The 22,291-nt window shown below is 46.2% G+C and carries 24 protein-coding genes, 1 riboswitch and 1 other annotated feature; of the genes, 3 read left to right on the top strand and 21 right to left on the bottom strand.

The features are described 5' to 3' along the window. Position 1: 1 nt before the first annotated feature. From proB to AAHT65_RS13850, 11 genes are all read right to left on the bottom strand, one after another. A complete protein-coding gene (gene proB / locus AAHT65_RS13900; protein ID WP_094231876.1) occupies positions 2 to 1,099 on the bottom strand; it encodes a glutamate 5-kinase in 1,098 nt (365 codons plus the stop codon). A 60-nt stretch (positions 1,100 to 1,159) separates the two neighbouring features. Further along, positions 1,160 to 1,372 (bottom strand) — a binding site (T-box leader). Positions 1,373 to 1,464: 92 nt separating this feature from the next. Beyond that, entirely contained in the window at positions 1,465 to 2,367 is a 903-nt protein-coding gene (gene purU / locus AAHT65_RS13895) for a formyltetrahydrofolate deformylase (RefSeq protein ID WP_106047250.1), read from the bottom strand. Positions 2,368 to 2,438: 71 nt separating this feature from the next. Continuing rightward, on the bottom strand, positions 2,439 to 2,756 hold the full coding sequence (locus AAHT65_RS13890) for a DMT family transporter (RefSeq protein WP_003327389.1): 318 nt from the start codon (positions 2,754 to 2,756) through the stop codon (positions 2,439 to 2,441). Continuing rightward, complete coding sequence (locus tag AAHT65_RS13885) at positions 2,756 to 3,094, bottom strand: DMT family transporter (protein WP_088117014.1); 339 nt, start codon at positions 3,092 to 3,094, stop codon at positions 2,756 to 2,758. Before AAHT65_RS13885 ends, AAHT65_RS13890 begins: the two co-directional genes overlap by 1 nt. Positions 3,095 to 3,176: 82 nt before the next feature. Then, positions 3,177 to 3,292, bottom strand: a riboswitch (guanidine-I (ykkC/yxkD leader). A 33-nt stretch (positions 3,293 to 3,325) separates the two neighbouring features. Further along, on the bottom strand, positions 3,326 to 3,841 hold the full coding sequence (locus AAHT65_RS13880; RefSeq protein WP_326252646.1) for a GNAT family N-acetyltransferase: 516 nt from the start codon (positions 3,839 to 3,841) through the stop codon (positions 3,326 to 3,328). Then, a complete protein-coding gene (locus AAHT65_RS13875) occupies positions 3,831 to 4,355 on the bottom strand; it encodes a DinB family protein (protein WP_035175093.1) in 525 nt (174 codons plus the stop codon). The genes AAHT65_RS13880 and AAHT65_RS13875 overlap by 11 nt, the downstream gene beginning before the upstream one ends. 78 nt (positions 4,356 to 4,433) lie before the next feature. Next, positions 4,434 to 4,805 (bottom strand): thiol-disulfide oxidoreductase DCC family protein, encoded by a 372-nt coding sequence (locus AAHT65_RS13870; RefSeq protein WP_003327393.1) that lies wholly within the window; start codon positions 4,803 to 4,805, stop codon positions 4,434 to 4,436. A gap of 56 nt (positions 4,806 to 4,861) precedes the next feature. Next, entirely contained in the window at positions 4,862 to 5,605 is a 744-nt protein-coding gene (locus AAHT65_RS13865) for a DUF1129 family protein (protein WP_343310395.1), read from the bottom strand. Beyond that, on the bottom strand, positions 5,605 to 5,931 hold the full coding sequence (locus AAHT65_RS13860) for a PadR family transcriptional regulator (RefSeq protein ID WP_010788376.1): 327 nt from the start codon (positions 5,929 to 5,931) through the stop codon (positions 5,605 to 5,607). Before AAHT65_RS13860 ends, AAHT65_RS13865 begins: the two co-directional genes overlap by 1 nt. Positions 5,932 to 6,034: 103 nt before the next feature. Then, positions 6,035 to 6,769: a DUF421 domain-containing protein gene (locus AAHT65_RS13855; RefSeq protein WP_003327396.1), complete on the bottom strand. Its 735-nt coding sequence runs from the start codon at positions 6,767 to 6,769 to the stop codon at positions 6,035 to 6,037. Positions 6,770 to 6,865: 96 nt separating this feature from the next. Next, positions 6,866 to 7,384, bottom strand: a complete 519-nt coding sequence (locus AAHT65_RS13850; RefSeq protein WP_003327397.1) for an acyl-CoA thioesterase — start codon at positions 7,382 to 7,384, stop codon at positions 6,866 to 6,868. Positions 7,385 to 7,577: 193 nt separating this feature from the next. Between AAHT65_RS13850 and AAHT65_RS13845 the strand changes: the two genes are divergently transcribed. Beyond that, the gene (locus tag AAHT65_RS13845; RefSeq protein WP_088117011.1) at positions 7,578 to 8,438 is read left to right on the top strand and encodes a dimethylarginine dimethylaminohydrolase family protein; all 861 of its coding nucleotides are present in this window, start codon (positions 7,578 to 7,580) and stop codon (positions 8,436 to 8,438) included. 90 nt (positions 8,439 to 8,528) lie between these two features. Beyond that, a complete protein-coding gene (locus AAHT65_RS13840) occupies positions 8,529 to 9,578 on the top strand; it encodes a lactonase family protein (protein ID WP_094231871.1) in 1,050 nt (349 codons plus the stop codon). A 72-nt stretch (positions 9,579 to 9,650) separates the two neighbouring features. On the opposite strand, the gene AAHT65_RS13835 is transcribed toward AAHT65_RS13840, so the two are convergent. The 10 genes from AAHT65_RS13835 to proG all read right to left on the bottom strand — a co-directional run bounded on the left by AAHT65_RS13835 (position 9,651) and on the right by proG (position 20,060). Further along, positions 9,651 to 10,655 carry an ABC transporter ATP-binding protein gene (locus AAHT65_RS13835; protein WP_010788372.1) on the bottom strand — a complete coding sequence of 335 codons (1,005 nt, stop codon included), beginning with the start codon at positions 10,653 to 10,655 and terminating at the stop codon, positions 9,651 to 9,653. Positions 10,656 to 10,668: 13 nt separating this feature from the next. Next, the gene (locus AAHT65_RS13830) at positions 10,669 to 11,559 is read right to left on the bottom strand and encodes a C40 family peptidase (protein ID WP_094231870.1); all 891 of its coding nucleotides are present in this window, start codon (positions 11,557 to 11,559) and stop codon (positions 10,669 to 10,671) included. Continuing rightward, positions 11,556 to 12,656: an L-Ala-D/L-Glu epimerase gene (gene ykfB, locus AAHT65_RS13825; RefSeq protein WP_343310394.1), complete on the bottom strand. Its 1,101-nt coding sequence runs from the start codon at positions 12,654 to 12,656 to the stop codon at positions 11,556 to 11,558. The genes AAHT65_RS13830 and ykfB overlap by 4 nt, the downstream gene beginning before the upstream one ends. After that, entirely contained in the window at positions 12,653 to 13,594 is a 942-nt protein-coding gene (locus AAHT65_RS13820; protein ID WP_343310393.1) for an LD-carboxypeptidase, read from the bottom strand. The genes ykfB and AAHT65_RS13820 overlap by 4 nt, the downstream gene beginning before the upstream one ends. A gap of 109 nt (positions 13,595 to 13,703) precedes the next feature. Further along, the gene (locus AAHT65_RS13815) at positions 13,704 to 15,329 is read right to left on the bottom strand and encodes a peptide ABC transporter substrate-binding protein (protein ID WP_343310392.1); all 1,626 of its coding nucleotides are present in this window, start codon (positions 15,327 to 15,329) and stop codon (positions 13,704 to 13,706) included. An 11-nt stretch (positions 15,330 to 15,340) separates the two neighbouring features. Beyond that, positions 15,341 to 16,354 carry an ABC transporter ATP-binding protein gene (locus tag AAHT65_RS13810; RefSeq protein ID WP_094231866.1) on the bottom strand — a complete coding sequence of 338 codons (1,014 nt, stop codon included), beginning with the start codon at positions 16,352 to 16,354 and terminating at the stop codon, positions 15,341 to 15,343. A gap of 4 nt (positions 16,355 to 16,358) precedes the next feature. Next, positions 16,359 to 17,321 carry an ABC transporter permease gene (locus AAHT65_RS13805; RefSeq protein ID WP_094231865.1) on the bottom strand — a complete coding sequence of 321 codons (963 nt, stop codon included), beginning with the start codon at positions 17,319 to 17,321 and terminating at the stop codon, positions 16,359 to 16,361. A 5-nt stretch (positions 17,322 to 17,326) separates the two neighbouring features. After that, on the bottom strand, positions 17,327 to 18,253 hold the full coding sequence (locus AAHT65_RS13800; RefSeq protein ID WP_003327410.1) for an ABC transporter permease: 927 nt from the start codon (positions 18,251 to 18,253) through the stop codon (positions 17,327 to 17,329). Between the two features lie 14 nt (positions 18,254 to 18,267). Then, complete coding sequence (locus tag AAHT65_RS13795) at positions 18,268 to 19,092, bottom strand: M55 family metallopeptidase (RefSeq protein WP_088117005.1); 825 nt, start codon at positions 19,090 to 19,092, stop codon at positions 18,268 to 18,270. A 149-nt stretch (positions 19,093 to 19,241) separates the two neighbouring features. Continuing rightward, complete coding sequence (proG, locus tag AAHT65_RS13790; RefSeq protein WP_343310391.1) at positions 19,242 to 20,060, bottom strand: pyrroline-5-carboxylate reductase ProG; 819 nt, start codon at positions 20,058 to 20,060, stop codon at positions 19,242 to 19,244. A gap of 193 nt (positions 20,061 to 20,253) precedes the next feature. Here proG and htrA point away from each other — a divergent pair, with 193 nt between their 5' ends. Continuing rightward, positions 20,254 to 21,615, top strand: coding sequence for a serine protease HtrA (gene htrA, locus AAHT65_RS13785; RefSeq protein ID WP_343310389.1), 1,362 nt, complete (start codon positions 20,254 to 20,256; stop codon positions 21,613 to 21,615). Positions 21,616 to 22,291 lie beyond the last annotated feature (676 nt).

Below are 22,291 nucleotides of genomic sequence, written 5' to 3'. Positions count from 1 at the left end.
CCTACTCTTTTAGATTGACCCAGTCATCCCTGTGTATGACCTCATACGTTTTTGTGTAATCAAGCTGATCGCTGCGTTTTCCCTTCACCGCCATAATTTCCTCGGATGAGTAATATGTTTGGCCTTTGCCGATCATACCGCCGGGCCCCATCACTTCCACAACGGCTCCTTTTGAAAAACTGCCTCTCACATCAACCACGCCTGCCGGCAGAAGGCTGCCCCCTTTATAGGCCATTGCCTGCTCGGCCCCTCCGTCGATGATGATTTTCCCTGAAATAGGAGAATGAAATTGAATCCACTGCCTTCTGTTGTTCACAGATGATAAGTCTTGATCGCCGATATATGTGCCGTCTCCGTTCCCGTTTAAAATATCAGACAGTTTATGAGCACCTTTGCCTGTTCCGATAAAGACCTTCACGCCGAGGGACAGAGCCGTTTTTGCGGCCAAAAGCTTAGATTTCATACCTCCCGTGCCGACTTTAGAGCCTGTCGAGCCCGCATAGCCCAATAATTCGGGAGTGATATCAGCCAAATAATCAAATCGCTTCGCCTCGGGGTTGTCATTCGGATTGGCGTCGTACAGCCCGTTAATATCAGTGAGGATCATCAGCTGATCGGCATGAATCAAACCGCTGACCAAACTTGAAAGCATATCATTATCACCAAAGGTCAGCTCTTCAACAGACGTTGAATCATTTTCATTAATGATCGGCACAACACCTCGTTCAATTAATTCCATTATGGTCGCATACGCGTTTCGGTACCGTTCTCTTTTCGAAAAATCATTTCTCGTCAAAAGGATTTGTCCCGGAGTAAGAGAATACTGTTTAAATTGATTCATATATTGCTGCATTAAGAGGGTCTGACCGACTGCGGCTGCCGCTTGCTTGCCTTTAATCGTGACGGGCCGCGCCGGGTAGCCGAGGCTTGAAAAACCGGCCGCCACCGCTCCAGATGTGATTAAAATCATTTCATGCCCGGCCTGTTTCAAAAAAGAAATAGCCTGGACATGCTCTGCGATTTTCGCCTCGTCAATGCTCCCTTTGCTATTGGTGAGGGAACTGCTTCCGATTTTCACAACGATTCTTTGTTTTTTCATTTTCTTACCTCCGTGGCTTCTAACGCCATCATTGCAATAAAAAAGCCCATTTCATCCTCATATAAGGACGAAATGGGCTTTCCGTGGTACCACCTTGTTTGAACATGCTTTACACATATTCCGCTTCCCTGTAACGCCAGGTTATGCGCCTAGGTTTTCCCCCTAAGACTCCGAGGCAGGTTCAGCAGGTTTCATGCGGCAAAATGTTTCAGCCAGTCATTTTGCTCTCTGTCACAGAAAGATCTGCATACTAGTCCTCTTCAACGCTCAATGATTTTTTTATATTATGCAAAGAAAAAAGACTCTTGTCAAGAATTATTTGTCAATAATATAAAACAGCCCGCCTCTCGGACGGACTGTTCATCTTAATTAAAAACAATCGTTTTATTTTCATGAACGATAACGCGGTCTTCCAAATGCCATTTCACAGCTCGGGCCAAAACGCTGCGTTCAATCGTTCTGCCAATGTTTTTCAAGGCGTCTGTGTTGTCGCGGTGATCGACGCGCTCAATATCCTGTTCAATGATCGGGCCTTCATCAAGATCATTTGTCACATAATGGGACGTGGCACCGATTAATTTAACACCCCGTTCATAGGCGCGCTTATACGGATTGGCTCCGATAAAGGCGGGCAGGAAGGAATGATGGATGTTAATGATCCGGTTCGGATGAGCAGAAACAAAGCCCGGCGTCAAAATTTGCATATAACGGGCAAGAACAATGACATCAATGCCATATTGATCAAGCAATTCAAGCTGCTGCTTTTCAACTTCGGCCCTGATATCTTTGTTCGCTTTCATATAGTGGAATGGGATGTTCAGCGGTTCGACCAGCTCTCTTGCATCTTCATGGTTGCTGATGACAACCGCGATTTCGGCCAATAAATTCCCGCTTTGCCATTCCCAAATCAGTTCATGCAGACAGTGAAGCTCTTTTGAAACGAAAATAGCGACGCGTTTTAATTCACTTGCCATCGTTAAACTCCACGTCATATTAAACGGCTCAGCGATAGATGCAAATGCCTGTTTTAATTGTTCTTTTTTCTCGCGAATGCCGTCGCAGTCGAATTCGATTCTGAGGAAAAAGCGTCCGCCTTCAGGATCAGTCGTATATTGATTCGACTCTATGATGTTCGCTCCGTGTTCAAACAGAAAAGCCGAAACGGCAGCAACAATTCCAGGCTGATCGGGACAGCTGACAAGCAGGCGCCCTTTATTTTCATTTCCTTCCCGGTATTCCTTTAACCGATGGGTCATATATGATTTCATGTGTAATCCCTCTTATCTTTCTAATTCGTAAACTAATTATCCATTATACTGAAGATCTGATATAAATCAATTTACGACAGAATTTTCAATCCGACGGCCGAGGATAAAATGAGCGCAATAAAGAAAATCCGTTTCGCGTCTTTCGGCTCTCCGTAGAACAGGATGCCGACTAATGCGCCGCCCGCCGCGCCAATGCCTGTCCAGACGGCGTAGGCAGTGCCCATCGGAATGGTTTCCATCGCGTAAGACAGCAATGAAAATGATGCGGCAAAGCCGACAATGATGCACAGCAGCCATTTCAGGCTTTTATCTTTTTGAAATTGATTCATAAGTGTAACGCCGAGCATTTCCAAAAGGCCCGCGAATAATAAACTGATCCATGCCGCCATTACGCTTTGCTCCCTTCTTTATCAGGCTGATCCTGTGTAACCAGTTTCAAACCGATCACTCCGATAAGCAAGACCCCTATTAAGGCCAGTTTTGCAAATTTAACCTCTCCATGAAACAAAATGATTTCACAAAGCACTGTCCCAGCTGTCCCAAGACCCGTAAACACGGCATATACCGTACCTACCGGCAGGCTGTTTGTCGCCTTCATTAATAAGTAAAAGCTCACTATAATACCGATAGCCGTCCCGGTCCAAGTCAAAGCAGAATCCGCGTGCTTTAAGCCGACCACCCAAATGACCTCAAAGATTGCAGCCAAAATGACTAAACCCCATTTCATTATCATCAATCCTTTCTTTATGTCCTATATGGTTCCCTGAGAAAACAGAAAAAACCCGGGCGGTAATCTCTTATGAGATTGACTCTCCCGGGCTTTTCTCCCTCCGTGTGCATATGCATCCGCAAATCTGATACATATGTGTTTTCTCTCGGACCAGACTATGTCAGATTGACATACGGAACCCTAGAAAACTTCGTCTGTTTAGTATCATACTACACCTTAACCCCTTCTTCAATCAGAAGATTTTCTTTCATAAACACAAAGGGGTTTTCCCCGCTTCTCAATAGTGCGGTTATATGCCATCCCGATTCTTTCTGCCACACGGATCGAAGGGGTGTTTTCAGGATCGATAAGCGCGATCATTTTTCCGTATTGACATGCATTGAAGCCATAGTCAAGACAGCCTCGTGCTGCTTCTGTCGCATAGCCGTTCCTCCAGTGCCGCCGGGCAAACATGTATCCGATTTCCATATATATTTCATTGCCTATCTTCTGAGGAACAATGCCGCATTGGCCTAAAAATTCACCCGTCTGTTTGTCTTCCGCTATCCACAGGCTGACGCGATAACCTTTTTCATTCCGTTTGTTCCAGTCAATCCACTCCTGAGTTTCCCGTTCGTTTTTGACGCCCGGGTAATACTTCATCACCTCTTTATCGGTAAATAACCTCAGCAAATGTTCTTTGTCACGGTCTTCCATGCTGCGTAAACGGATTCGGTCCGTCGTCAGTCTCGTTTCAGAGGGCATTTTCCGTTATGTCCTTTCTCCATTCTGCTTTTAAAGCTTCAATATGGGCTTGATGATAGCGATTGTGATCCGCCATATGCCAAATGCCCCAGCGGATGGTTGCTGTGTCTTTATCATAAGAAAGCTCCCGGTTTACATCAGCTTCCTTTAAAGTGACGCATACGTTCCTGAGCTCGGTTAATACATGCTGGAGGCGGTTCAGATAATAATGAAGGGGCTGGCCTTTTACTTCAGGCAAACATCCATTTTCATTGATCATTGGCCCGTACAGTTTTATAATGTGCTCCGGAATCCGATTTTCCTTTATACGCCACACCCATCTGATGTCGACATTTGCGATATGGTGCAGGAGCTGGGCAGTGCTGTTTTTTGTTTTGCTTCGGCCTTTGTAATCAAGCTGTTCCAGGGTCATATGGTTAACAATGGAGAAGAGACGGGTCATATTTTCTTCCGCTGCAGAATACAACAGGCTTACTGTCGGTGCCATATCGTCACGGATGGCCAAGTCTTTCATAGCTTTCACTCCTTTTTCTCCATTACATTTATACAAAGCGCCGGAAAATCCTTTTTGTTTATGAAAAAACACCCCGTTCTATGCAGAAGGGGTGTAAGGCAGTCTGCCAAACCATTGATATCTGTGTCTGGAGATAAACTGATACAGCGGTTTGCCGAGTTTATCAGCGAAAGGCAAATAGAGAAGCCAGCCGAGGGGCGCGGTCAGCGGCAAAACAGACAAAATTTTTCTCACGGTGTAAAACCCTTTCAGCATGACGTTGTTCGCTGTCAGCATATGTATTTCATCATACACATCTTTGTATTTCAGCGCTTTTTCATAGGTTGACTGGTCGATCTCCTGAACGGGAAACCACCGTAAACGCTGCGCCCAGTCCAGCTTTTTCAAAACGGCTTTCAAACTGCGGCAGAGCGGACATTGTGCATCATAAAAGACGAGATTCTGTTCCATCGCAATATTCCTCCTTTTCCCTTCTTATTCCACGAAAAGAGAGACGATGAAACGTATTAACTTCTTGAGGCAGTATTTGTCCGTTTATTCTCTATCAGTAATAGTATGATAAGCAGCACGAATGGCAGGAAACTTTGTATAATCTGAGCTTCGTTAGAAGTCCATTTTAAGCCGTCAAACAGAACATGCGTAATAATGACAAATATCGGGAGAAGCGCCGGCAGTTTTGCCCCGGCCCGAAAGCAAAGCCCGATGATGACGAGAGCCGCGGCAGCCGTGACGATCCAGCGGCCGGTTTGTCCAACTGATACTGTGGGTGTGCCGTAAACCTTATCGAGTAACATCATGAGAGCGGGCAATGCGACCGAAGTCATTCCGAAAGCATACAGCCAAAGAAAAGAGCTTTTCTTTTTACCGACAGTCAGCCGTAAAACCAAGATTAATAAAATCATATTGACCAAGACGCACAGCGGATAGCCCGCCAGCTTATATAGAGAATAATCTAATTGATCGGAAAGAGCGTCGTTTAATACAAAATAGGAAAGAATACCGACAAACATTGAAAAGGCCAAGCTCAGACTCTCTTTAAGGTGATTTGGAAGTTCTTTAGAAAGCGTTTGAGCGTATTGTTTCGGAGAATGCCCGAACAGTTCGGCCGCGGTTTTGCCTTCCTTTTCTCCTTCTATTGCATGGACTGTCATTTCATCCAGGATTTCTTGCACTTCTTTTTCGCTTTTTCCTGTCGTCATCAAGTACACTCGTACATCGTTCAAGTATTGTGTCGTTTCTTTGGACAGCATCACTTCTCATCCTTTCTTATCAGGGCGTGCACGCTGGCGGACAGCTGATTCCAGCGTTCTGTGAACTCTATTAATTCAGCTTGCCCCTTCTCAGTCAGTGTGTAATATTTGCGTTTCGGTCCGTTTGCAGATGCTTTCAATTCTGTTTGGACCCATTTCTCTTTTTGCATCCGGAGCAATATAGGGTAAATGCTTCCTTCGCTAATGTTGTCAAAACCATAATGTGCAAGCACTTTGGTCATTTCGTATCCGTAAATCTCTCCTTCCGATATGACAGCCAGCAGGCAGCCTTCCAGTATTCCTTTCAGCATTTGTGTTGAACTCATGGCCATGCTCCTTTTCTGGTATCTTGTATTACAAGATACACTAATCTTATCACCCGCTACTTTGTAATACAAGATAGCAAATCAAAAAAAAGCCTTAGACGGCTTAATTTTTATTTCCCGGTTTGTACAAATAGGGATCATGGGTGTTCGCATCCTGAGACATATTCAAATCCAGTGAGAGATCGCCGTTTGAATTCATTGCCCCGAGAGTGACCAAAGACAGCTCTTTGGCTGAGTATCCCTTTTCTTCAAGCTTTTCAAATAACCAGCTGCGGTTTTTCTTAAGATATTTTAAGTTATGATCGAGAATTTCTCCGTCCAGTATGAGAGGAATCGGGATAAAATTCCGTTCCGCGTCTATTTTTAAGTCACGCACCTGAACCGGTCTTGCTTCCTCTTTCGGGATGACACTGACTACGCCTGTTTCTTCAATAATGGCAAGGTCAATATCCGCGGGATCGGCGAAGCCTTTTTCCCTCAGCTTTCCGAGCAATTCATTAATCGTCAGCTTTTCTTTTCGCAATCCCCTTTCGTCAATATCCCCGTTTCTGATCAAAACGGTCGGACTTACCACAAGCATCCATCTCCATTTATTGTTGAGGGACAGCTTGTTCATCAGGATATACAAAATTAAAAAGCAGATCGCGTAATAAACCGACATCGGAAGCTTGGATGTCAGTATCGGTTCACTGATAATCGTTCCGACCGCAAACGTTAACAAGAGATCAAAATTGGTCATTTGAGAAACGGCTTTTTTCCCTGCAATCCGAAAAAGAGTGTAAGCAATTGAGAATACAATGACGGGCTTCAGCAAAAAGACCCATACGTACCCTACCACTGATGCATGCCCCCCATCCGTTTTTTATAGTTGCTGTATTATTTCCCGGATGGGTTAACAATATGCAAAAAAGCCGCTATCACAAGCGGCTTTGTATTACCAAGGCTTATCCGTACCGAGGGCATTCGCCAAAGCCTGGCTGTGTTTTAAACGGCTTTTCCGTTCGGCCGCCCGTTGAACGGCTGTATTGTGAAGCATAATCTCCTCTTCTGTTTCCGGCACAATTCTCGGGACGGGCACCGGCTTGCCGTTTGGATCAAGGGCGACAAATGTTAAAAATGAAGTTGCGGCCAAAGCCCGCTCTCCTGTCATTAAATGCTCCTTAATCACTTTAACAAACACCTCCATCGAAGACGTGCCTACCCATGTGACATATGATTCCAGACAGACCGATTCCTGCTGTCCGATCGGCTTTAAAAAATCTACAGAGTCCATTGAAGCCGTTACCGTTTCACATCTGCAATGGCGCGCGGCCGAAATGGAAGCAATGTCATCAATATAACTCATCAGCTTTCCGCCGAACAGTGTGTTGTGATTATTCGTATCAAGCGGGAACACCCTGCTTGTTTTGACCACTTTTGTCTCTTTACAATATTTTGATTCAGGCGTCTTCATACCCCATACTCTCCTTTGATGTCTGATCACTAAGATTGAATACCAGTCATATTCTCCTATTAAACAACATTCTCTGTATTTTGTCTAAAATTTAAGATGTTTTGTGTGTGAGGTATTCTCTCTGAAACGTTTATTCTTCCGTAAGGTGAGGGAATAATATACGTATTCATAAACGGTCAGGAGGAGATTACACATGGAGCAATCCATCCCAAAACTCGAGCCGAAAGCGGCGTGCAGAACCGAATACGACGTCTTACAAAAGGTGGTTCTCTGCAGTCCGGAACACATGACAATCAAAGATATTATTAATGAAACACAAAAACATTTCGAACATGACAATATCAATGTAAGTATTGCCAAAAAACAGCACAATCATTTGATTGAAGCGTTAGAATCCCAAAACATAGAGGTCATTCTTTTGCCCGTTTCATCTCAGTTTCCCGAGCAAGTGTTTACACGCGATATCGGCTTTACAATAGGTGAGACGGTATTTATCTCCCAGATGGCAGCCCCTGTTCGCCAGGGTGAGGAAAACGTATTGACAGAGCTGTTACATAAACACAATGTTCCCTTTACTCCTATCAAGAATACAAATATTGAAGGCGGAGACGTCATTGCGGCAGGAGACACCGTTTACGTCGGCATTAGTGAACGGACGGAAGACGCCGCTGTCGATCAATTACAGCAGGCGCTTCCTGAGCTTACAATTGTCTCCGTACCGATGAAAAAAGAGTTTTTGCATTTAGATTGTGTTTTTAATATTATTTCTGAAAAAGAAGCGCTTGTTTATCCACCTGCCCTAAGGCAAAAAGAACTTGATCTGCTGTCAGCGCGTTTTGACTTGATTGAGGTACCTGATGACGAGCAATTCACTCTCGGCACGAATGTGCTTTCTTTAGGAAATAACACCATCCTCAGTCTGCCGCAAAATCATCATGTCAATCAAGAGCTTGCTGCACGAGGATTCCATGTCATCAAAGTGGAGCTGTCTGAAATTATTAAATCTGGGGGATCATTCAGATGCTGCACAATGCCGCTTCTGAGGACTGAATAAAGAATATTCCCCCATTTTCATCGTTTGAACAGAAAATTTACCCAAGATGCGTTACTATAGAGGAGACATGACTTTAAGGGGGAAAAACGGATGACAAAGTACATAGGTTATATAGGAACATATACGAAGGGCGGCAGTGAAGGAATTTATTCGTTCGAGCTTGATACTGAAAAGAAAACACTCAGCCAGCCTAAGACTGCCGCAAAGCTTGGCAACCCGACTTATGTCACGCCGAATAAAGATAACAGCGTTTTGTATTCCATCGTAAAAGCCGATGGACAGGGCGGTGTGGCTGCCTATCAAATTGATCCCGCAACAGGAGATTTAACCTTGCTGAACCAACAGTTGATAGACGGCCCATCCCCATGCCATGTAAGTGTGGATGATAAAAACCAATTTGTTTTAACTGCTAATTATCACAGCGGAAAGGTACACGCTTTCCCGGTTCTCGCTGACGGAAGCCTTGAACAAGCCGTAACTGAAGCCGCCCATAGCGGGACAGGCCCTCACGAAAGACAGGAAAAGCCGCATACACATTACGCCGGCTTTACACCTGAACATAATTATGTGGTAGCGGTTGATTTAGGGACTGATAAGCTTTACACATACCAGCTGAAAGACGGTGAGCTGAGAGAAGTCAGCACCCATTCCTTTGCACCGGGCGCAGGGCCTCGGCACATTGCCTTTCATCCGAAAGAAAAATACGCTTATATCATGACTGAACTCAGCAATGAAGTCATTGCACTTGAATATGCTCCGACACCTGGAGAGTTCAGACAAATCCAAGTGGTATCTGCTCTGCCTGACGATTTCACAGATAAAAGCCAAGGAAGCGCGATTCACGTATCGAAAGACGGCCGTTTTGTTTATGCAGCCAATCGCGGTCACGACAGCATTGCCGTTTTTAAAGTAAATCAATATTCCGGCGAGCTGGCTTTTGTGGAAAGAACATCAACGGAAGGCAGCTGGCCGCGTGATTTTGCTTTTGACCCTTCTGAAAAGTTCTTAGTGGCGTCAAATGAAGAAACCGGTAACCTCGTGTTGTTTGAAAGAGATGAAGAAACGGGCAGACTCACACTGATCCAGTCCGATATTTCGGTGCCATATCCAGTGTGCGTGAAATTTTTACATCAAGCTTAATAGGCGGGCAGACTCCTTTTCTTAGGAGCCTGCCCTTTTTTGATGTACAGGGCGCATCGCCATCCTCGGCGCTCAAACATCAATCTTACTTTTCTCTTTGAATGGCCCGCGCTCTTTCCGGTATAAATGGCAGGCGACAAACCGGCCCGTTTCTACTTCTTCAAGCATCGGCCGGCTTTCCTTGCATTCCGGCATCGCCTCCGGACATCTTGTCCTGAACACACAGCCAGACGGCGGATTGACCGGGCTTGGCAATTCTCCTTTCAGAATAATGCGCTCACGCTTGTCCTCCAATTCAGGGTCCGGAATCGGAATAGAGGACAACAGCGCCTTTGTATAAGGATGCAGGGGCTCCCGATAGAGTGCGCCGCTTTCAGTAATTTCCATCATATGGCCTAAATACATAACCCCGATCCGGTCGCTGATATGCTTAACCATTGATAAATCATGGGCAATGAACAAAAACGTCAGCCCTTTTTCCTTTTGAATCCGTTTCAGAAGATTAACGACCTGTGCTTGTACCGACACATCTAGCGCTGAAATCGGCTCGTCCGCAACGATAAATTCCGGATGTAAGGAGAGCGCTCTGGCGATTCCGATTCTCTGCCTTTGCCCGCCGCTGAATTCATGCGGATAGCGGCTTCCAAAAGCAGGATGAAGCCCCACCGATTCGAGAAGCTCGTCCGCAATCTGAAGACGCGCTTTATGGGTATTGTAAAGCTGATGAATTTCCATCGGCTCCATAATAATTTCCCTGACAGTCAGACGCGGGTTGAGAGAAGCATAGGGGTCTTGAAAGATCATTTGCAGTTTGCGGTTCAAAGTAAAATGATCCTTCTCGCTTACATCATGCAGGTCTGTTCCCCTGTACGTGATTTTTCCGGCTGTAGGATGATAAAGGCGCATTAACACTCTTCCCAAAGTGGATTTCCCGCAGCCGGATTCACCTACAAGCCCGAAGGTTTCCCCTTCGTATATGTGAAAAGTAACCCCGTCTACAGCTTTTACCGTTTTCTTTCTTCCTGCATCAAAATGCATTTTGAGCTGATTGACGTGCAGAAGCGGTGCTGTTGCCATTTGCCTTCCCCCCTCATTTGATGTAATAGCGGCGTGCTGTGCATAATTCTTTTTCATATACCGTGCCTTTCAGCGTAATGATTTCAATGCTTTTCCCTGTCTTTGGGGAATGGAGCATTCGGCCGCCGCCTATTGCCAAACCGACGTGGTGAATGGCTCCTTTTCCTTCCTCATAAGCAAAAAACAGCAGGTCGCCCGGCTCCATTTCTTCAATCTCTATGCGGCTGCCCGCTTTAGCCTGATCGCCAGCATCACGGGGAATGATATAGCCGTTCGCTTTAAAGATACTGTACATAAACCCGGAGCAGTCGAATCCAAATCCGCTCATTCCGCCCCATAAATAAGGAAGCCCGATAAAAGCCTTACCCGTCTGGATGATATCAGCAGCCGTTCCCTGCCTTTCCCGCACCGGCTGAGCATCTGTTTTCTTCAGCAGCCGATCGCCAAATGGTGTTTCTACCTTATAAAACCCGTCCGATTCACTATGCAGCGGCAGGCTTGTTAAAAAGCTCACTTCCATCTCTTTTTCTCTGTCATTCTTGTATAAAAAAGCAGCAGGCTTGGTTACATACACATCGCCCTGCTTGTCGGTCTCATCCATTTTGCTCAGCTGGCACTTTCTCATCCACCCTGGATAACCGCGTTCGTTTTTGCCTGACGGCTGTCCTGGAACAACAACGGAGGCCCATTCTTCTTCCTCTGAAACTACCGTTACTTCTCCGCCGAAGAGAACCTGTGATTGGATGATGTTCTCTGTACACAGGCAAAGGCGCTGATCATAGGTCATTTCTTTCAGCCATTCTCTGACACGCACGGTTTTCCCAAGCATCGGCTGATCCGCTTTCCGAGGTGATGCAGGTGCCGTCCATATGTTGGCTACTGCCGATCGGACCGTATAGTTCATCGTTCTGCCCCTTCCTTTTGCAGCATCACTCCTGAAATGCCAAGCCCCGGTTCATCCGGAATCGTAATCGCGCTGCCGCTGTAGATGATGCCGCCCTGTATCAAATCTTGCTTCAGCATAAGCGGCGCATCAAAATCAAAGCGCGTCACGTTTTTTTTGCCGGCGGCGAAATGAGCCGCCGCTGTGATGCCGAGCTTTGTTTCAATCATGCTGCCGACCATGCACTCTACGCCGCACGCTTCCGCCAGCGCGTTTATTTTCACGGCCCCGGTGATGCCTCCCGCCTTCATCAGCTTAATGTTGATTAAATCCGCGCTGCGTGTTTTCAGTACCGCCAGCGCCTGACGCGGGGTAAAGACACTTTCGTCCGCCATAATCGGTGTTTCCGTCGCGTCAGTAACCTGCTTCAGTCCGGCAAGATCATCTTTATGGACGGGCTGCTCAACAAGCTCAATATCAAGCCCCGCGTCCTCCATTTTTCGAATGGCGGAAACCGCCTCTTTCGGCGTCCAGCCTTGATTAGCATCAAGACGAAGCTTGACGTTTGAACCGACGCGTTTTCTGATTTCATGGATACGGGCGATATCGGTCTGCACTTTGTCTTTTCCAACCTTTACTTTTAACGTCAGAAAGCCTTGTTTGAGGTAGCTTACGGCATCCTCGCCCATTTCCCGGGGCGAGTTGACGCTGACGGTATAATCTGTTTCCAGCGTCCGGCGAAAACCGCCAAGCATCTGGTAAAGCGGGAGTCCGCACATTTGGGCCCAGCCGTCGTAAACGGCCATCTCAACCGCCGCTTTTGCGCTATAATTACGTTCAAGCAGTCGGTCGATGTCGTGAAAAATCGCTTCACAGCTGTCCAGGCTTCTCCCGAGTAAAGCAGGCTTCAAGACGTGATGAATGGCGCTTTCAATACTGTCTATACTGTCTCCGGTAATCACAATTGTGGGCGGCGCTTCTCCCCATCCGCTCAAGCCGTTGTCATACACGATTTTTACAATGACAGATTCAGCCGTATACACCGTTCTCAGCGCTGTTTTGAAAGGCTTTTTTAACGGTACGGCGATTCGTTCTGTTTCAATTCCCGCAATCTTCATATCAATCTCGCCCCTTTAGAAATTCCCGCTTCAATCGTAAGGGTTTTTGCTGCTGTGTCCATCACTGCACGGGCTCCGACCGGAACGGCGATGCTCGGGGAACAGTGGCCGATTTTAAATCCCATTAAGGCAGGCTTTCCGGCTTTTGTGATGTAGTCCTCTATCACCTGTTCAAGTGTTAACGATTTCTCCCGTTTGACGGGCACACAATTGTGAAAATCACAAACGAGTATCCCGGCGGCATCTTCAAACTTGCCGGCCATTTTTAAATGGTTAAGCATCCTGTCGATTTGATAAGGCTCTTCGTCCACGTCTTCTATAAACAGCAGTTTGCCTTTCGTATCAATTTCAAACGGTGTACCGAGTGTGGCAGTGAGTAACGATAAATTTCCGCCGGCCAGCCGGCCTTCGGCTTTACCCAGCGTCAGCACCTTGAGCGGAGAGATGTCTTCTGTATAAGTACATTCAGTTTCTTCAAATAATTGATGGTAGGAAGCTTTGGTCAATGGATCAACATCTTCGCGTCCGATGTCAGAACTCAGCATCGGGCCGTGAAACGTGACTAACCCTGTGTTTTGATTTATGGCGGTATGAAGATACGTAATATCACTATATCCCCAAAAAATCTTCGGGTTGCTGCGGATGATGTCGTAATCAATATCCTGAGCGATCCGTCCTGTTCCGAAACCGCCGCAGGCGCATAACACCGCCTTTACATTTTGGTCCTTAAACATCTCATGCAGGTCAGACAAACGCTCCTCATCCCGTCCCGCCAAATAGCCGTGCTGGTTTTTCAAAGCTTCGCCAATCTTGACCTGAAGCCCCAGCTCTTCTAAAAATAAGAGCGCGGTTTTCAGCTTCTCCGGGTCCGGCGGACTAGCTGGGGCTATCACTCCGACTGTGTCGCCCTTCTTTAATGCCGGTGGCTTGTGATTCACTTCGTCCCGCTCCCTTCATTTTGCTTTCCACCCTACGTATACGTTTTGGAAAGTGAAAAAATACCGCTCCTTCTTATAAAAGAGAGCAGCATTTTCCGCTTGACCATAATCAGTTTTTTTCCGCCCATTTTAAGTCGATATAGCCGACGGGGTGGCGGACGATTCCTTTTACATTTTTTTGATAAAGATGAACCTGATTGTAGAAATAAATCGGTATAATCGGCGCCTCGCCTAATAACAGTTTTTCCGCCTGGTGCATGAGTGCAAACCGTTTTTCTTCATTCGCTTCCGTTTTCGCCTGTTTGATCAGCTGATCGTATTGCTCATTGCCCCAGCCTGTGCGGTTCATTGAATTGTCCGTCTGGAAGGCTTCCAGAAAATTGATAGGATCGGCGTAATCCGCTAAAAATGAACTTTGCGAGAATTGAAATTTAAGAGCTTTTTGATCCTCTAAAAACACATTCCATTCCATGTTGGCAAGCTTGATATCAATTCCCAGCTCACTTTTCAGTTTTTGCTGGATGGCTTCAGCGATTTTTTTATGCTCAGGTTTTGTGCTGTAGGTCAAGGTAATGGCTGGCAGTTTATCATAGTTTTCTTCTTTCATGCCTTTTTCTAAAAGCTGCTTTGCCTGACTTTTATTGAAGGAGATGAGGTCTCCGCCTGCTTCACGAAAATCCTTGCCGTCAGGCTGGGCCAATCCCGGAGAAACAAAGGCGTGTGCCGGCTTTTCTTTATTTTTCGTGACATAATCAACGATTTCCTTTTGGTCAACCGCCATAGCAAAAGCTCTTCTAATGTTTTTATTTTGGAACGGCTCCATGTTTACATTAAAACGATAAAAGTACAAACCGGCTTGGTCTGTAATATGAACGTTATCTTGATCAAGCAGTTGTTCGCTTAATTCAGCAGGCACATAAGCGCTATCTAACTCATCAGACTGAAACATTTGATAGTCTGTGTTGCGGTCATCAACCATCGCCCATTTGACTTTATCGAGCTTAACTGAATCTTTATCCCAGTACGTGTCGCTTTTTTCCATTGTCATGTTGTCATCATGCTTCCAACCCGTCAGCTTAAATGGGCCGTTGCCGACAAATGTGCTTGCTTGGGCAAACCATTTTGGGTCTTTGTTTGCCACTTTTTCATTAATCGGAAAGTATGCGGGGTTTGAAATAACGCTCAGAAAATATTTCTGCGGCGCGGCGAGTGTGACTTCAAGCGTCTTATCATCTTTAGCCGTCACTTTCACCTCGTCCTTTGCGCCTTTCCCGCTGTTAAACGCTTCGCCGCCTTCAATTAAGTAGCCGAGAAAAGCGGAAGACGCACCTGTTTTCGGATCAAGCATCCGTTTCCACGCATATTCAAAATCTCCGGCTGTCACCGGATCTCCGTTTGTCCATTTGGCATCTTTGCGAATGGTAAATGTATATGTTTTTTGATCCTTAGATACCGTCCATTTTTCCGCCATCGCCGGTTCAGGCTCATGGTCTTTGCCAAGACGGGTTAAGCCTTCCATGAGGTTATTTAACGGCTCCCACGACACTCGGTCAAAACCTTTAGGCGGATCAAAGGATGTCGGCTCTTTTTCATTATTTAAATAAAGCACTTTTTCACCGCCGGATTTGTTTGCTTTGTCGTCCCCTGTTTCTTTTCCGGCCTGTTCATTTGCCGTGCATCCCACCAACGCAAACGAAAGCGTCAGCGCAAGTCCCATACTCCATAGCCTTTTCATCTTTTTCCCCCTTATTGTTTGTCTTTCGTACCGACAGAGACAGCCGCTTGTTCAGCCCGTTTATCCTGCAGCCAGCAATGAACCGAATGGCTTGTTGATCTGACCGTTTGATCAGGATACACTCTGTCGCACACCGTCATCCTGTACGGACACCGGGCGGCAAACGGGCACCCTGCCGGCGGCGCGAATAAATCCGGCGGCGTGCCGTCAATCGGAATCAGTTCCGCATCTTCCAGATCTAGCCGCGGGACGGAATTCAGCAGCCCTTTCGTATAAGGATGCTGAGGCTGATAAAAAATATCTTCTCTCGTTCCGATTTCCGCGATTTTACCTGCATACATCACAGCAACCCTGTCAGCGACTTGAGCCACGACACCCAAATCATGTGTAATGAGAATAATAGACACTTTGGTTTTTCTTTGAATCTCTTTAAATAATTCAAGAATCTGTGCCTGAATCGTTACGTCAAGCGCCGTCGTCGGTTCATCGGCAATTAAAATATCAGGCTCGCAGATCAGCGCCATCGCAATAACAATCCGCTGTCTCATGCCTCCGCTGAACTGATGGGGATATTGCTTCAATCGCTCCTTGGGATCAGGAATGCCAACCAAGGACAGCATGGAGAGCACCGCCTCCTTAGCCGCTTTCTTCGACATCGTCTGGTGCTGCAAAAGCGCTTCGGTCAGCTGGTCTCCGACGGTTAACGTGGGATTTAAAGCCGTCATCGGGTCCTGAAAAATCATGGAGATATCCGCCCCCCTGATGCTTCTCATTTCCCGTTCCGGAATTTTACAAAGGTCTTTATGTTTAAACTGTATGTGACCGGAAGTAATTTTTGCCGAATATTTAGGCAGCAGTCCCATAATGCTTTGAGAGGTGACGCTTTTTCCGCAGCCTGATTCGCCGACAATGGCAAATGTCTCCCCTTCGAACAAATCAAAACTGACCCCCCTGACAGCTTGAACAGAGCCGCCGTATGTAGCAAAAGAGACGTGCAGATCGTGAACTGAAAGGACTTTTTGCATAACACTACCTCCTGAGCTTAGGGTCTAACGCATCCTGCAATCCGTCGCCAAGCACATTAAACGCGTACATCGTTAATGAGATAAAAAAGGCCGGAAAAAATAAGCGCCACCAATGCCCTGACAAAATGGTCGGCAAGCCGTCATTCGCCATCACACCCCAGCTTGCAAACGGCGCTTGAATACCGAGCCCGAGGAAACTCAAGAAGGCTTCCGCAAAGATGGCAGTCGGCACCGTTAATGTCATCTGCACGATAATCGCACCCATTGTATTGGGCAGCAAATTTTTGCGTATAATCCGACGGGTGCCCGCCCCAAAGGTTTTTGAAGCCAGTACATATTCATAGTGCTTCAATTGAAGCACCTGGCCTCTGACAATGCGCGCCATGCCAACCCATCCCGTGACGGTCAGCGCCACAATAATGGTTCCGAGACCAGGGCCCATCAGCACCATTAACAAAATAACGACAAGCAAATATGGCAGACCGTACAGCACTTCGATGATTCTCATCATCACACTGTCTGTCTTACCGCCTTTGTAACCGGCAATTCCCCCGTAGATAACGCCGATCACAAAATCAATGAGCGCGGCCATCACGCCGACAAATAAGGAAATTCTCGCGCCGTACCATGTTCTTGTAAAAACATCCCTGCCAAGCTCATCCGTCCCAAACCAATGTGTGGCTGACGGAGGAAGATTTTGTTCAGAGAGGGCTTGGCGCGTTACGCTATGGGGTGAAATAAGCGGCCCGATGGCAGCCATCAGTAATAGGAAGATCAGAATGCCGAGCCCGGCCATCGCTAATTTATTTTTCTTCAGCCTTCGCCACGCGTCCTGTGCGTATGACAGACTGGGCCGTTTTACTGATTCTGCTTCTTGATTATTTTCTGTGTTCGGGGTAAACCACTCGTCTGGCACATGAGTGTGCTTTTTTGATGACCGATCATCCGTTTGTACAGGGAGATTCATATGTTTCACCCTTTCTTATGCAGTTTAATGCGCGGATCTAAAAGACCGTAAGCCAAATCAACCAAAAACAGCATGACGATGAGAATCAAGCTGTAAAAAACCGTTGTTCCCATAATCACCGGATAGTCCCGCTGGTTAATGCTTTCCACAAAATATTTTCCCATCCCCGGAATGGCAAAGATTTTTTCAATGACAAAGCTTCCTGTCAAAATGCTTGCAACAAGTGTGCCCAATACGGTAATCACTGGCATAAGTGCGTTTCTGAGTGCGTGTTTTACAATAATTTTGAGCGGAGACAAGCCCTTAGCTTTCGCCGTGCGGATGTAATCCTGAGTGAGGACCTCCACCATGCTTGATCTTGTCAGCCTGGCGATGATCGCCATAGGCCCGACCGCAAGTGCAACGGTTGGAAGAACCATATGCATCGGGCTCGTCCATGTTGCGGCGGGAAATAGTTTCAGGTTGACTGCGAGCTGCTGGATCAGTACAGTCGCCATGATAAAATTCGGGATGGAAATTCCGAGTACCGCGATACTCATCGCGGCATAATCCAAAAAGCCGTTATGGCGGAGCGCAGCCGTCACACCGAGCACAAGCCCGGAAATCACGGCAATCACGATTGCTGTCATGCCAAGCTCAAAAGAGACGGGAAATCCGCGTTCCAGCATATCATTTACGCTTTCTGACGGTTTTTTAATAGAAGGGCCGAAATCAAATGTAATAATGGATTTCACATAGATGGCGTATTGGATGAGAAGAGGATCGTTTAAATGGTAGTAGGTTTCAAGATTTTTTTGGACCGCTTCATTTGTGCCGCGTTCTTCGTTAAAAGGAGAACCCGGAATGACCTTCATCATGACAAAAGTCAGGGTGGTAATGACCAAAATCGTTGCAGCCATTGCCAAAAAACGCTTTATGATATATTGTGCCAAAGCCGAACACCCCTTTAACAGAATGATGTTTGAGCAGCAAGTTCTGTCATGACCAGCATGGCCTGATAGGCTTCAAGCATATCTTTCGCTTGGAATTGAACGATGGTGGTTCCTGGTTTAATCTCGGTGCCGGGCATCAGATTCGCCCATTCCGCCTGCCCGTAGTTAGCAAATTCGATGCTGAGTACAGGCCTGTCAGGCGGAGTCAGCGGCTTGACCTTGTCCTTATTACGCAGCGCGTAAGCCGTTTTTTCCGTCAAAAGCCGGCCGGCCTTAGCAGGTGACAGACATTTGACCGCGGATCTTGAAATCGTTTCTTTAACAGCTGCCGTGGTAACATTTGGAATCAGCGCTTCCGCCTCTCTTGCCGCCTGATCGTCTCCGGCCACCATAATAACCGGGACATCAAAGAAGCCGGCAGTATACGCGTTTAATCCCAGCTCGCCAACAGGCTGATCGTTTATGTAAAAATGACGCACGGCGAAAATCATACTATGCGACATGACGCCCGGAACGGACGCTCTTGCATGATATCCTACAAAGACAGCGCCTGAAAACGTCTCATCAAGCCCTTGAACCATAGAAAACGGCTTGACATCGCCTGAAATCAGATCAGCCTCCGGATGCAGTTTTTCAATCAGCAGATTGTTCATTTTCGAATGGCTGTCATTCACGAGCACTTCAGAACAGCCGCTGTTGAACGCTTCCGCAATTACATAGTTTGCTTCCTCGGTCATGATCACCCTCCCCCGCTCATAGTTATGCTTGCGGGAATTGACGAAGGTATCGTCCGGAAGACCTGAAATTCCTTCCATATCCACAGACATATATAACTTCATACGACCCCTCCTTTTTCTCTCAAATTTTTTACTAAATTATGAATTTTCTAACAAATTATATTAAAAAAAGACGTAAATTGCAATACGGCTGATAGATTTCAACCTTCTATTACTAGTAAAAAAAGAATCCCTCTATAGGGATTCTTTTTTCATATTTGGTCTTTAACCGCTTCTGTCAGCTGTTTATATTTTTTCAGCGTTTTCTCAAATACCTCGTCGAACACCTCTGGCATGGCTGACTGGATGACTTCGGCGCCTTCTCCCGTAATGCCGCCTTTTGTGGCGACGCGGCCGAGGGTTTCCTGAAAAGACATGTTCTTTTCCGTCAACAGCTTCCCTGTTCCATAAAGCGAATGAATCAGAAAATCAAAAGCTTCCTCTTTTGTCAGCCCGCTGTTTCTTACCGCGGACTCTGCGAACTCCTCAAATATTGCCGCAATCAGCCCCGGCGCAGAGCTTGTTAAATTGCTTGCCGCGTTCAGGTCAGTTTCCTTGATTTCCCTCACTGTGCTGAAAGCTGATAATAACTCATTCAGATCTCTTTTCTTTTGGGAAGACACCGTTTCGCCGTGAACAACAAGCGATACACCTGTCTCTGCTTCCGAGGTTAATGTCGGAATATATCGGCTGACCGCGTTTTTCGTTTCGGCTTGCAGCTCGGCTACCGGCACACCTGCCGCAATAGAAACAATGTGGGCGTCATGATTGATATGAGGCGTCAGACGGCGCAATGTTTCCTTTACATAAACAGGCGGCACACATATCAAAACTATCCAACACTCCGTAGCCCAAGACTCAAGAGGACCAATTGTAACGTCCGGGTGGTCTGCTTCCAATTTTTGAAGACGCTCTCCTCTTGACCTTGTATCAATATAAAGTTCGTTTGCGCGGATGAATTGATGCTTCAATAACTGAAAAGCAATCATATCCGCCATACTGCCGTATCCGATTAAACCGATTTTTGTCATTCGGATCAACCCCTTTCCCATTTCTTATATCCTTAAGCAGTGTACCCTTTTCGGAGAATTTTTGCACTTTTTCACAATTTCACATATTCTTTTCATTTTTATCCCACAGTTTTCGTTTATGATAAACTCAAGAAATAAAACTGACTTGCTAACTATTAAAAATGAGATGAACTATAGAAACGGAGTGAGCATGATGGATAACTATCGTGACGAAAACAAAACAGAAGAAAAAGATCATGAGGTCATTTCAGTGAAGGAGAATCATCAGCAAGAGCCGCATTCGGCCCGGCATGTGATGAGTGATGAGACGAAGAGAAAACGCGGACTCGGCTGGTTCCGCCCGCTGCTCGGCGGGGTCATCGGCGGAAGCCTTGCACTTGGAATCTATACATTTACGCCGCTTGGAGACCATGATGCCTCAGAAACAACAAAGCAGATATCACCCCAGCAGCAAACAGAATCTTTATCTGCAAAAAACACTGCCGCAAAGTCTAGCAAAAGCTCAAACAGTTCTTCGGCAAGCACGACAGCGGACTCTGATAAAATTTCAAATATGGTGGAAGATATCTCACCGGCAATTGTCGGCATTACGAATCTCCAAGCTCAGTCAAACAGCTCGAACTCCCTTTTCGGTTCAGATTCTTCTGGCTCAAGCAGCGGCGGAGATACTGAAAGCGGCTCTGGTTCTGGCGTCATTTTCAAAAAAGACAATGGCAAAGCCTATATTATTACAAATAACCATGTGGTAGAAGGCGCTTCTTCTCTAAAAGTCTCATTATACGACGGTACGGAATTGACAGCCAAACTTGTCGGAAGTGATTCTCTAACCGACTTAGCGGTCCTTGAAATCAGTGATAAGCACGTCACAAAAGTGGCAAACTTCGGCGACTCATCTGATCTCAGAACAGGCGAATCCGTCATTGCCATCGGCGATCCGCTTGGAAAAGACCTCTCCCGCACGGTAACTCAGGGAATTGTGAGCGGTGTGGACAGAACCGTTTCCATGTCAACATCAGCCGGAGAAACAAACATTAACGTCATTCAGACAGACGCGGCAATCAACCCAGGCAACAGCGGCGGTCCGTTATTAAATACAGATGGCAAAATTGTCGGAATCAACAGCATGAAAATCAGTGAGGATGATGTAGAAGGCATCGGCTTTGCTATCCCGAGTAATGATGTCAAACCGATCGCGGAAGAATTGCTGTCAAAGGGAGAAATTGAACGCCCGTACATTGGTGTCAGCATGCTTGATTTGGCACAAGTTCCGCAAACCTATCAAGAAGGCACCCTCGGCCTGTTCGGCAAACAGCTGAACAAAGGCGTTTACATCCGTGAAGTCGCTTCCGGTTCTCCGGCTGCTGATGCAGGACTAAAAGCGGAAGATATCATCATCAGTGTAAAAGGCAAAGAAACCGACACCGGCAGCGAACTCCGCAATATCTTGTACAAAGATGCAAATGTAGGTGACACTGTCGAAGTGAAAATTCTCAGAAACGGAAAAGAAATGACGAAAAAAGTCAAGCTTGACCAAAAAGAAGAAACAACATCTTAATATATGATTCCCCCAAGGCGGCTTATGCGGCCTTGTTTTTTTATGCAGACATATGTCCTGCCATTGTGAGTTTTCTCTACACTCAATCGTTTGGACAGGTTGATGGCTTGGATTGATAGTATCTATTAATCTGCGAAAAAACGTTTTTCCTTCACTAAATGAATAGAGGTTATAAGCCCCCTTTCATGCTGCGACGCTATATTTTGGGAATCTTCAATATCCTATGGCCATAGATTAAATTCACAGACAGCATTCAAGTTCACGGATGCAGTCTTGCGGAAGCTAACATGAGACATGACAACCCTGCTGAGGACGTTATAATTTAGCCTTTATTAAACAAGGCATTTTCAACTGAATGGCAATGAAGATGACAGAAAAAACGCCCGCTCCCTTTTCCAAAAACTCAGCCGACTGTAAAAAAACGCATGTCTGGATGAGCAGAAACAGCAAATCATTCCGGACTGAAACACCGGATAGCTTAACCTTCCCTATGTGCTTGTCCATCGGCATTTATATTTCTTTCAAAGGAAAGCCGCTCATGAACACCTGAGGATGCAAGCTCCTTCTATGAATGCTTGCTAGTGTTTTAAGATACGGGAAGTACCAAGCACTTTTCGCATACTCACATACACGGCCACAGACATCAAAAATCCCCGTCCGTTTAAAACGGACAGGG

This window comes from Bacillus atrophaeus (assembly GCF_039519175.1).
In the GTDB taxonomy this organism is placed as follows: domain Bacteria; phylum Bacillota; class Bacilli; order Bacillales; family Bacillaceae; genus Bacillus; species Bacillus atrophaeus.
The sequence above is the reverse complement of the archived record's forward strand: the minus strand, read 5'-3'. Positions and strand labels throughout refer to the sequence as shown.